Here is an 11,114-nt window from a genome sequence, read left to right as displayed (position 1 = left end):
CGCGCCTGAGAGGGTGTCGAGAAACCTCGGTTCTTCGTACGGCAGCGTACGGTCATCCTGAGGGAGTGCCGCGCGGAACCTTCAGGAACACAATAGCTTACGCGCGACCGAAGGACCTTCTCTCCGCCGCCGTGAGGCCAGCTGCGGGGCATGAAGCCAGCCTCACGCTTCTGCCGGCAAGGTCCTTCGGTCGGCGCCAGAGTATTGTGTAGGAGCAGGTTGTGGAGCGGCGCCTCTCCCAGGATGACTGGCACGATTCGAGGTTTCTCAACACCCTCTGAGCCTGAGCGCTGAGGCTGAGCCGCTGAGCACTCTCCCGTCGCGGTCTCGCGCCGGCGCATCCCCGCGCCGGCGGCCGCGGCGGCTGGATCTCCCGCTCCCGCATCCCGTTCCGGCGACATCCTTTCCGCACTCCGATCCTGACGCTCCGCAGGCAACGCATCCTCCCGCAACGGTGGATGGTCGCCTGCGGAATCATCCCATTCTGCCACTGAAAGCCCGTACCGTGCGTCGTTTCCGTTCCCGCGCCGCCGCCTCGCGGATGCGCTCGCCCGTCCTGTTCTTCCGAATCCTGGCGGTGTCGCTGCTGGCCGCGGGGTGCACCGACCGCAGCCCCCTGGGCGCCCCCGCCGGCCCGCAACCCGCGCCGCCGTCCGCGCTGGTGGCGATGTCGTGCACGGTTTCCGTGCGCGCCGGGACGCTGGCGTGCGGGCCCGCGGGCGCCGGGCCGGGCGCATCCGCCGCCATTCTGGGCAACCAGGGGGAGAGCGTGCGGCTGCGGTCCACGGGGATGAACTACGACGGCACCGGCACGTTCCGCATGGACGTGACGGTGGAGAACCTCACCGGCCAGGCGCTGGGCACGGGCGACGGGGGAACGCCTTCGGCGGACGGCGTGCGCGTCTTTCTGCACTCGGGTCCAGTCGCCACCGGCGGCGAGGGGTCCGTGGAGGTGGAGAACGCGGACGGCGAGGGAATCTTCATGGCGCCGGGGCAGAAGTACTTTCAGTACGACGGCATCCTGCCCCCGGGCGATACCAGCGCGGCAAAGGAGTGGCGCTTTACCCTGCCGAATACCGTAACGTCGTTCGGGTTCAGCGTGTACGTGGCGGCGCCGGTACGCGCGGAAGCGGGGTGGATCGCCGTGCGGCCCGTCGCGCCGGCGGTTGCGGTGGGCGACACGCAGCGCGTGGTGGCGACGGTGCGGACGCCCTCCGGCGGCGTGGCGGGGGACGCGGTGGCGTGGACCACCTCGAACCCGTCGGTGGCCACGGTAAACGGGGAGGGGGTGGTGACGGGCGTGTCGGCGGGGACGGCGACCCTCACGGCTACGGGTGCCGGGCGCACGGGGAGTGTGCGGGTGCTGGTGCATCCGCCCACGTCGCCGGCCCTCGCGCCGCCCACGTTCCTGAACGTGCGGGTGGAAGGGGAGTCCGTAACCTCCGGGCAGCCCGCGGAGCTGGTGAAGGTGCGCCTGGAGTACCGCGGCACGGGCGGCTTTTCGCCGTACATCAGCGTCATCGTGCGGCACGCCACGGGCCTTCGCTTCGAGTGCCGGTCGCATACCAACATGGGCTGGGTGGGCGACAACCGCGAGATGTGGTGCGAGACGGGCTTCGCGGACGGGATGGTGGATGGCGCCTGGCAGATCGAGCGGGTGGAGTTCAGCGGGCGGACGATCCTGCACGCGGAGCTGCTGGCGGCCGGTGTGCCGGCGTACATCCACGTCCACACGCCGGACGTGGACCGCGACGGGCCCACGCTGGACTCGCTGGTGATCCACACCGACACCGCCGGGCCCGGAAGCGGGGGCTTTGCGATGAACGTGTGGACGCGCGACCGGATGCACACCAACCGGGCGCACGCGTACATCCGCAGCGCCGGAAACCCGGTCCTGCTGCTGGCGGGGGAAGGCTTGACGCCGGTGGACGGGCGCACGCCCTTTCAGTACCGGGACGGCATTCCGTACTACTACCACAGCGGAACCTTCGTGCTGGACTCGCTGCGGCTGTTCGACCTGAACGGAAACCGGCGGACGGTCACCCGGGCAGAGATGGACGCGCGGGGGTTCAAGACGCAGTTCGAGGTCACCGGCACGCAGGCCGACACCGTGGGGCCCGAGTTCACGGCGTTCTCCATCTCGGCGGATTCGGTGGCGGGGAACGGCGCGGACACGGTGACGGTGATGCTGGCCGCCGAGGAGACGGTGGACGAGAGCGGCGTGCGGCGGCTGGAGGTGCTGTTCGCGCGGACGGACGACCCCACGCAGCAGCGCCGCTGCCTGATGAACGCTCCCAACCGCGAGTCGTACTGGTACCAGGAGATGCACTGCGGGCTGGCGTTTGGCGAGGGTAACGTGGGGACGTGGCGGGTGAGCTACGTTCGCGCGGTGGACTGGATGAACAACGTGAGCATCGCGTATACCGCCGACATGCAGGCCGTCGGGGTGCCCACCGACATCGTCGTCACGGCGCCGTAGCGAAAGCGTGGACGTGGAGGCGGGATCCCGCCGTCTTCGCGTCCGCTTCGGCACGTCTGGTTCCGGGATTCCGGCTCCGCTAAAGACAGGTCTCACACGGAGTTAACGGAGTCAACGGAGGTGGCTCGTGCCGCTTCCCCTGCGCTTGTGGTTCGGCCAGAAGAATGGCCTCACACAGAGTCAGCAGAGTTAACAGAGTGGAGTTTGTCGTGCCATGGAAACACGCCGCCCACCCCGGTTTTCGAGGTGGGCGGCGTGCTTTCCCAGATCGTGCATCAGGTGGCGTGATCGACACTCTCCAGTGCGTTTGCGGACACGATCCACCGATCACCATCCCTCCTGAAAAAACGCGGATGGCCCCCTGCCGCATTCCATCTCCTTCGCGTTCCCTAAATCTCTACAAAAGAGTATGCCGTGTCGACGGTCCCTCCTCCACCCGACACCTGGAATCGGGCGTCGGACCGCACATACGGAAACGGCACGAGCGAACTCTGTTGACTCTGTTAACTCTGTGTGAGGCCAATCATTTGCCGAACCCTGAGCCCAGAGGACCCGGCACGAACGAACTCCGTTGACGCCGTTGACTCCGTGTGAGGCCCATCTTTTTGCGGAGTCGCGACAAAGCTCCCGGCGAGGAATGGGCGTGAACGAGCATCGCCCCCGCCGGCCCGGGTTTCCGGGGATCAGCGGGGGCGATTAGATTGCGGGGCGGATCCGCGCTACAGCTCCGCCTCGGCGATGCCGGCGGAGCCGGGCGTCTTGGCGCGATGCTTGGCTTCGGCCACCCGCTCGCCCAGGTGCTCCAGGCTGGTCCAGCGCGCGGGATCGACGCGGATGACGGCGGCGGAAAGGCGCGTCAGGGCGAACTCGCGCTCCACGCCGGACCGGTCCGCGGCGGTGTACACGCCGGCGCGCACCGCGTCCTTGGGCAGGTGGTGCGGGAGCGCCTGGGAAAAGCGGGCGCGGGCGATGCGGGCCAGCTCGCGCCCGTCTTCCGCCGGGCAGACGAGGACAAAGTCGTCGCCGCCCACGTGGCCCACGAAGGTGTCGGTGCGCCCCTCGGCCGTGGCGGCGATGGAGCGGCCCGCCTCGCGGATGGCCTCGTCGGCCACCGCGAAGCCAAAGCGGTCGGCGAAGGGCTTGAAGTCGTCCAGGTCAAAGTAGACCATGGCGAACGGCGCCCCGTCCGCGCGCCGCCGGTCGATCTCGCGCTCGATGGCCACGCCGCCGGGAAGCCCCGTGGTAGGATTGCGGTCCAGCGCGCGCTGCGCCTGGCGCAGCAGGGCCGTCACGCGGGCCAGCAGCTCGCGCGCGTCGAACGGCTTGGCCAGGTAGTCGTCGGCGCCGGCCTCAAAGCCGCCCAGCCGGTCCTCGATCCGCGATTCGCCGGTGAGGATGAGGACGGGGACGTGCGCCACGCGCGGGTCGTCCTTGATGGTGCGGCAGACGGTGAACCCGTCGGGCGTCCCCATCCGGTAGTCCAGGATCACCAGGTCCGGCGCGGCGCGGCGCACCTCGGCCAGCGCCTCGTGGCCGTTTTCGGCAAGGCGCACCGAGTGCCCGGCGTGCCGAAGCAGCTCGCCGATCATCCGGCGAAGCGCGTCGTCGTCGTCCGCGAAGAGGATTTCGCTCATCCGGCCCCCACCCAACCCGATCGCATCCGTGCCTGCTCTCCGAGTGATGATCCCGCGCCGCATCGGCGCTCTGCTGGCCCTTGCGGCGTTCGTGCCGCTGGCGGCGCAGACCCCGCGTGCCGCCAATGTAGCAGTTTCCCGGCCGTACGCTACTTCCGCGCCCGCGAACGCGCGGCTGGCCGCACGAATCGACTCCATCCTGGCGCGCCCCAACCTGTCCCGGGCCACGTGGGGGATCGAGGTGCGCGACGCCGGGACCGGCCAAACGCTCTACGCGCGCAACGCCACGCGGCCCCTGATCCCCGCCTCCAACCTCAAGCTGATCGTCTCCGCGGCGGCGGCGCACCACCTGGATCCGGACTTTCGCTTCCGCACCAGCCTGTACGCCGCGGGCGCCGTGCGCGACGGCGCGCTGGAGGGCGACCTGGTGCTGTACGGCCGCGGGGACCCCATGATGAGCGCGCGATACTTTCCCACGCGCACGGCGGTGCTGGAGATGCTGGCCGACTCGCTGCTGGCGCGCGGCATCCGCCGTATCTCCGGCGGTGTGGTGGCGGACGAGAGCTGGTTCGACGGCGAGAAGGTGCGCGCCGACTGGGAGGCGTATGACACGCGCTGGTGGTACGCGGCACCGGTAGGGGCGCTGGGGCTGAACGACAACTCCATCGACTTCCGCATCGAGCCGGGCGCGTCCGCCGGCTCCCCCGCGCGCATCACCGGCTCCCCCGCGAGCGGCGCGTGGACGCTGGAGAACGCGTCGCGCACGGTGGCCCGCGGCGGCTCGCACACGTTCGATCTGGAGCGCGGCTCGGCGCCTGGCGCGGTGCGCGCGTACGGGCAGATCCCGCTGGGCACGGGCGTGGACACGGAATCGTTCGCGGTCGACAACCCCGCGCGCTTCACCGGCACCGTCTTTCGCGAGGTGCTGGAGCGCAAGGGGATCGCCGTGGCGCGCGATCCGGTCCGCGTGGTTTCGGCCCCGTCCCAATCCACCGTCGCCACCATGACGCCGATCGTGGAGTGGCGCTCGCCCCCGCTGCCGCAGGCCATCGGCCCGGTGCTGATGAACAGCCAGAACTGGTTCGCCGAACTGCTGGTAAAGACGCTGGGCAAGGAGGTGCGCGGCGAGGGGAGCTGGAGCGCCGGGCTGGCGGTGGAGCGCGAGTTCCTGACGCGCGTGGTGGGGATTGATTCCGCGGACTTCGTGCTGCGCGACGGCTCCGGGCTCTCCGCGGGGAACAGCGTGACGCCGCGGGCGCTGGTGCGGCTGCTGGATTACGTGCGCCGCACCCCGCGCCAGGCGATCGTGCGCCGCGCGCTGCCGGTCTCCGGCGCGCAGGACGGGTCGCTGCGCAGCCGGCTGACGGACTTGCGCGGGCGGGTGGCTGCCAAGACCGGGTACATCGGCGGCGCGGACTCGCTGAGCGGGATCGTGACCATGCCGGATGGGCGCGAGATCATCTTCTGCATCATCGTCAACAGCTCCGGCCAGCCGACCGCGCGGATGAAGGCCGGGATTGACGACGTGGTGCGGGCGATCGCGGCGGCGGGGTGAAGGGTGAACGGGTGAACGGGTGAGCGGGTGAACGGGTGAACGGGTGAACGGGTGAGCGGGTGTGATGGTGAAGGGAAGGTGTGGCGCGACCCTCGGGGGCCCTCTCCCCCGACCGGCCTTTTGCTCGTTCCTCGCAACGGCGGTCGACCCCTCCCCCAACTTCGGGGGAGGGGTTGTTTGTGTGGGTGCCGGGATGGTAGTGGCTCCCCGATCTCTGGAGCAGGGCAGAGGTTGTTCGCCGCCTGATCGCCCTGAGGTAACACCCACCCCCTCCCCCGGGGTTGGGGGAGGGGTCGCCGCGAGCCGCGAGGAACGAGCGGCGAAGTCGGCGGGGGAGAGGGCCCGTCAGACGCGCCTCGTCACCGTCTCTCACCACCCCGCCTCGCCGTTCCACGCGCCGCGACATATCTTCCCCACACGCCGGACCAACTCTCGCACTCCCGCACTCACGCGCTGCCCCTCCTTGATCGAGTTCGATTCCCTCTCCAAGGCCTACGGCGAATTTGTCGCGGTGCGTGGATTGTCGCTGCGCGTGGCGCCGGGAGAGGTGTACGCGCTGCTCGGGGCCAACGGCGCCGGCAAGACCACCGCCCTGCGCTGCCTGGCCACGCTCCTCACGCCCACGGAAGGCACGGCGCGCATCGGGGGATACGACGCACGCACGCAGCCGCTGGAGGTGCGGCGGCGGCTCGGCTTCCTCGCGGCGTCCATGGGGCTGTACGCGCGCCTCACCGCCCGCGAGCTGCTGCGCTACTTTGCCCAGCTGCAGGGGGTGGATGAGCGGCAGATCGACGGGCGCGTGGAGGAGATGGTGGAGCGGTTCGGGATCGGCGCGTTCGCGGACCGGCTGTGCGGGCGGCTTTCCACCGGGCAGCGGCAGCGGGTGAGCATCGCCCGCGCGGCGGTGCACGATCCACCCGCGCTGGTGCTGGATGAGCCCACGCTGGGGCTGGACGTGCTGAGCGGGCAGGCGATCTACGACTTTGTGGCCGATGCGCGAACGCGCGGGCGCGCCGTCCTGTTCAGCACGCACCACATGAGCGAGGTGGAGCTGCTGGCCGACCGCGTGGGGATCCTGGCCGGGGGGCGGCTGGTGGAAGAAGGAACGGCGGACGAGATTGTGGCGCGCAGCGGCGAGCCCAACCTGGCGCGCGCGTTCCTGCGCATCGCTCGCGAGGCGGCGTGATGCGCTGGGCGACCGTGCGGACGGTGCTGGCGAAGGAACTGCGCGAGACGATCCGCGACCGCCGCACGCTGTTCATGATGCTGGTGCTGCCGACGCTGCTGTACCCGGCGATGCTCGTCCTTATCCAGCAGATCGCCATCTTTGGCCAGCGGCAGCTGAGCGCGGCGCCGGCCAAGGTCGCCATGGCGGGGGCGGATCCCGCGCTGGTGCGCTTCATGGACGGCGACAGCGCCATCCGCGTCTTCAGCGCGGAGAGCGCCACGGTGGCGGCGGTGCGGGAGGGGGAGGTGGAGGCGGCCGTCGTCCTGGGTGCCGCGCCGGTGGCCGTGGACGGATCGCGGCAGGCCCGCATCCTCTTCGACGCCACGGACGACCGCTCGCGCCGCGCGCAGGAGCTGGCGGCGGCGCGGCTGGACGCGTGGGGCGACACCCTCCTGGCCGCCCGCCTGCGCGGCGCCGGGCTCCCCGCGACCTTCGCCGCGCCGCTGGCGGTGGCGGACTCGTCCGTGGCCACGGCGGAGGAGGCGGGCGGATACACGCTGGGCCGGTTCCTTCCGCTGATCCTGGTGCTGATGACGCTGCTGGGCACCTTTTACCCCGCCATCGACATGGCCGCGGGGGAAAAGGAGCGCGGCACGCTGGAAACGCTGCTGACGGCGCCCGTCCCCGCGGCGGAGATCGTCGCGGGGAAGTTCGCCGCGGTGGCGCTGATCGGGATGGCGGCGGCGGTGGCGAACCTGCTGAGCATGCTGCTGACCTTTCAGTCCGGTATCTTTCGCATGGGCGCGGGGATGGATCTCAAGTTCACCCTGCCGCCGGGCGCCGCGCTGCTCGTCTTTGTCGCCCTGATCCCGCTCGCCGTGCTGTTCGCGGCGACGTTCCTGGGGCTGGCGCTGCGGGCGCAGTCGTTCAAGGAGGCGCAGAACGCGCTCACCCCCGCGCAGCTGGCCGCCACGCTGCCGCTGCTGGTGGTGACGATGCCGGGCATCGACTTTACCCCCGCGCTGGCGCTCTTTCCCGTCGTGGGGCTGGCGATGTTTTTTCGCGAGCTGATGACGGGGGACGCGCCGCTGCTGGCCTCCACACTCGCCGTCCTTTCCACCGCGGCGTACGCGGGGCTGGCGCTGGTCTTCGCCTCCCGCGCGTTCGGGCGCGAGGAGGTGCTGTTCGGCGGCGGGTCGGGACATGCGGCCAGGGGCGGGGGATGGCAGGAGCGCATCCGCGCCTGGCGCCTGGCGGAGCGGGGGATTCCGCTCCCCGCGGAGGCGATGGCCTTCATCGCCCTGATCGCGCTCCTCTTCTTTCACCTGGGCGGGCGCTTTCAGGCGTCGCTGGGGGAGCGCGGGCTGCTCGCCTCGCAGTGGCTCCTGCTCGCCCTTCCCGCGATCGCCTTTGCCACGCTGGGGCCGTACGACTGGCGGCGGACGCTGGCGATCCGCCCCCCGCCGGCAAGGGCGCTGCTGGCGGCGGCGCTGATCGCGCTGGGCGGCATTCCCGTGGGGTGGAGCCTGGTCTGGCTGGAGCTGCAGCTGTTTGACGGCGGGCTGGAAAGCCTGATGCCCATGCAGGAGATGCTGACGGCCGCGGACGCCCGGCGCGCGCTCTGGCTCTTCTTCATCGCCGCGCTGACGCCGGCGATCTGCGAGGAGCTGGTGTTTCGCGGCGTGCTGCTGCAGTCGCTGGGGCGTGAGATGCGGGGATGGCGCGCGGTGGTGCTTTCCGCCGCCGTCTTCGGCGCCTTTCATCTCTCGTTCGAGACGGCGCTGCGCTTCTTGCCCACGGCCTTCATCGGCCTGCTGATGGGGTGGGTGGTCTGGCACTCGCGCAGCCTGTTCGCGAGTATGCTGATGCACTTCATCAACAACGCGTTCGTGGTGATGTTGCTCTGGCAGCCGGCCGTGCAGAAGCTGGCGTTTCGCGGCGAGTCGCTGGCGTGGCCCACCGTGGCCGGCGGCGCGGTGCTGCTGGCCGTTGGGCTGTGGCTGCTGCCCCGCCGCGCCGATCCGATCGTCTTAACCCCCGCACCGGAGGGAGTCTGATGGTTGCCGCCGTCGTGCTGATTCGCGCCGTTCCCGGCGACGTGCCCGCCCTGGCCCGCCGCATCGCCGGTATTGGCGGCGTGGCCGAAGTGTACTCCGTCTCGGGCGACTGGGACCTGATCGCGGTGCTGCGGGTGAAGGAGTACGACCGCATCGCCGAGATCGTGACCGAAGAGATCGCCCAGGTGTCGGGGATCGAGCGCACCAACACGCTCACCGCGTTTCGGGTCTACAGCAAGCAGGACCTGGAGCGCGCCTGGGACATGTTCGACTGATCGTAAGCTGTCGCCCCCTTCCCGACGCCGTAAGCCAGTCGTCCTGAGAGGGTGTCGCCAACCCTGACTCGCGAAGAGTCATCCTGAGGGAGGCGCCGCGTCGTATCCCGCTTTCACGAACGAGTTGGGCGCCAACCGAAGGACCTTGCCGGCATGGCCGTGGTGCTGGATCTCTGCCTCGGAGCGTGCTTCGCTATCGCCGAGACGAGATCCTTCGGTCGCGGCTAAGCGGTCGAGTGGATTCAAAGTTGAGGAGGCGCGCTCCCTCAGGAAATCAAACGTTGGGTCGTCTGAAGAGCAGATTCGTAAACACACTGAGAGGGTGTCGCCAACCCCGACTCGCGAAGAGTCATCCTGAGGGAGGCGCCGCGTCGTATCCCGCTTTCACGAAGGAGTTTGGCGCCGACCGAAGGACCTTGCCGGCATGGCCGTGGGACTGGATCTCTGCCTCGGAGCGTGCTTCGCTATCGCCGAGACGATCCTTCGGTCGCGGCTAAGCGGTCGAGTGGATTCAAAGTTGAGGAGGCGCTCCCTCAGAAATCAAACGTTGGGTTGTCGGAAGAGCAGATTCTTAAACACACTGAGAGGGTGTCGCCAACCCCGACTCGCGAAGAGTCATCCTGAGGGAGGCGCCGCGTCGTATCTGGCTTTCACGAAGGAGTTTGGCGCCGACCGAAGGACCTTGCCGGCATGGCCGTGGGGCTGGATCTCTGCCTCGGAGCGTGCTTCACGATGCCGGAGAGAAGGTCCTTCGGTCGCGCGCAGGCACTGGTGTAGATCAGGGCTGCGCCCGGCGCTCCCTCAGGATGACGGATCTCGCGGTGTCCGTGGAAGTGAGGTCGTGTCGCCTCCCTGGGCGCGGTCCGGCGATTGCGGCGCGTCAGAATCGGGTCTGGCGCGCCCGTTCCACTCCCGGGAGCGTCCTCCGACCTCCCGTCCGGCCCCCTCCGCCCACCCGCCAGGAGGACCGCGTGCGTGCCCACCGCGTATGCCTGCTCGCCGCCGCCCTGCTGCTGGCCGCGCCTCCCGCGCCCGCCCAGTCGCTGGTCCGCGGCATTCTGCTGGACGCCGCCAGCGGCGGCCCCCTTCCCCAGGGCACGGTGGTGATCTCGGCCAACCGCGGCCGCTGGCAGCGCGCGCTGCGCACGGACAGCGTGGGCGGCTTCGAGTTCCCCGACGTAAGCCCCGGGCCGTACCGCCTCCGCGCCACCCGCCTGGGCTACCGCGACGCGGTGGGTGACCTGGTGCTGACGGCGGATTCGGTGGTGGACGTGGAGGTGCGGATGGCGGTGGCCGCGGTGGTGCTGGCGCCGGTGACGGTCACCTCACGCTCCACGCGCGACGTGAGCCCGGTGCTGCGCGGCTTCTATTCGCGGATGGAGCACGGCCTGGGCCGCTTCATCACCCGCGAAGAAATCGAGGCGCGGCACCCGGTGCGGGTGACCGACATGCTGCGCAACCTGCCCAACCTGCGCCCCACGCCGCCGGGGATGGGAACGACGACCGGCCCCGGCCTTACGCAGGGAAGCAACGCCGATCGGTGCGCGGTGGTGTTCTTTGTGGACGGAATGCGGGTGAACCAGCCGTCGACGTCCGGCCTTCGCTCCACGCTGCGGCACGACCTGGCGATCGACGACTACGTGCAGCCGGACGAGATCGAGGGGATCGAGGTGTACCGCGGCGAGGCCGACACGCCGGCGGAGTTCAGCTCGCGGTGGGTGCAGTGCGGCACGGTGGTGATCTGGACGCGGCGGGGGTTCAGGCAGCGGGAGGGAGGGTGAGGGGGTGAACGGGTGAACGGGAGTGAGGGTGTGAGGGTGTGAGGGTGTGAGGGGGTGAGGGTGTGAGGGTGTGAGGGTGTGAGTGCGGAAGTGCGGAAGTGCGGAAGTGTGAGGGTGGGTTGATGATAAGCCGCCGTCTGATGAGCGGATCAATCCGCTGCTAGG

At 70.0% G+C, this 11,114-nt stretch carries 7 protein-coding genes; 6 read left to right on the top strand and 1 reads right to left on the bottom strand.

All coding sequences use genetic code 11. The features are described from left to right. Window positions 1–505: 505 nt before the first annotated feature. On the top strand, window positions 506–2,479 hold the full coding sequence (locus tag ACOJUJ_RS08525; protein WP_420126438.1) for an Ig-like domain-containing protein: 1,974 nt from the start codon (window positions 506–508) through the stop codon (window positions 2,477–2,479). Between the two features lie 719 nt (window positions 2,480–3,198). On the opposite strand, the gene ACOJUJ_RS08520 is transcribed toward ACOJUJ_RS08525, so the two are convergent. Beyond that, a complete protein-coding gene (locus tag ACOJUJ_RS08520) occupies window positions 3,199–4,113 on the bottom strand; it encodes a response regulator (protein ID WP_420126437.1) in 915 nt (304 codons plus the stop codon). A gap of 28 nt (window positions 4,114–4,141) precedes the next feature. Between ACOJUJ_RS08520 and dacB the strand changes: the two genes are divergently transcribed. The 5 genes from dacB to ACOJUJ_RS08495 all read left to right on the top strand — a co-directional run bounded on the left by dacB (window position 4,142) and on the right by ACOJUJ_RS08495 (window position 10,949). Continuing rightward, window positions 4,142–5,668 carry a D-alanyl-D-alanine carboxypeptidase/D-alanyl-D-alanine endopeptidase gene (dacB, locus tag ACOJUJ_RS08515; protein WP_420126436.1) on the top strand — a complete coding sequence of 509 codons (1,527 nt, stop codon included), beginning with the start codon at window positions 4,142–4,144 and terminating at the stop codon, window positions 5,666–5,668. A gap of 463 nt (window positions 5,669–6,131) precedes the next feature. Beyond that, window positions 6,132–6,854 (top strand): ATP-binding cassette domain-containing protein, encoded by a 723-nt coding sequence (locus ACOJUJ_RS08510; RefSeq protein WP_420126435.1) that lies wholly within the window; start codon window positions 6,132–6,134, stop codon window positions 6,852–6,854. Beyond that, on the top strand, window positions 6,854–8,893 hold the full coding sequence (locus ACOJUJ_RS08505) for an ABC transporter permease subunit/CPBP intramembrane protease (RefSeq protein WP_420126434.1): 2,040 nt from the start codon (window positions 6,854–6,856) through the stop codon (window positions 8,891–8,893). The genes ACOJUJ_RS08510 and ACOJUJ_RS08505 overlap by 1 nt, the downstream gene beginning before the upstream one ends. Next, window positions 8,893–9,168 carry an Lrp/AsnC family transcriptional regulator gene (locus tag ACOJUJ_RS08500; RefSeq protein WP_420126433.1) on the top strand — a complete coding sequence of 92 codons (276 nt, stop codon included), beginning with the start codon at window positions 8,893–8,895 and terminating at the stop codon, window positions 9,166–9,168. The genes ACOJUJ_RS08505 and ACOJUJ_RS08500 overlap by 1 nt, the downstream gene beginning before the upstream one ends. Window positions 9,169–10,139: 971 nt before the next feature. Further along, window positions 10,140–10,949 (top strand): carboxypeptidase regulatory-like domain-containing protein, encoded by an 810-nt coding sequence (locus ACOJUJ_RS08495; RefSeq protein ID WP_420126432.1) that lies wholly within the window; start codon window positions 10,140–10,142, stop codon window positions 10,947–10,949. The last annotated feature ends 165 nt before the right edge of the window (window positions 10,950–11,114 follow it).

The sequence above is a fragment of the Longimicrobium sp. genome (assembly GCF_048594345.1).
In the GTDB taxonomy this organism is placed as follows: domain Bacteria; phylum Gemmatimonadota; class Gemmatimonadetes; order Longimicrobiales; family Longimicrobiaceae; genus Longimicrobium.
Note: the sequence above shows the minus strand (reverse complement) of the source record. Positions and strands in the feature narration are given on the sequence as shown.

Bases quoted from the DNA above. Each gene is read 5' to 3' on its own strand.
- ACOJUJ_RS08520 (WP_420126437.1), bottom strand. From the start codon at position 4,113: ATGAGCGAAATCCTCTTCGCGGACGACGACGACGCGCTTCGCCGGATG.
- ACOJUJ_RS08500 (WP_420126433.1), top strand. From the start codon at position 8,893: ATGGTTGCCGCCGTCGTGCTGATTCGCGCCGTTCCCGGCGACGTGCCC.
- ACOJUJ_RS08505 (WP_420126434.1), top strand. From the start codon at position 6,854: ATGCGCTGGGCGACCGTGCGGACGGTGCTGGCGAAGGAACTGCGCGAG.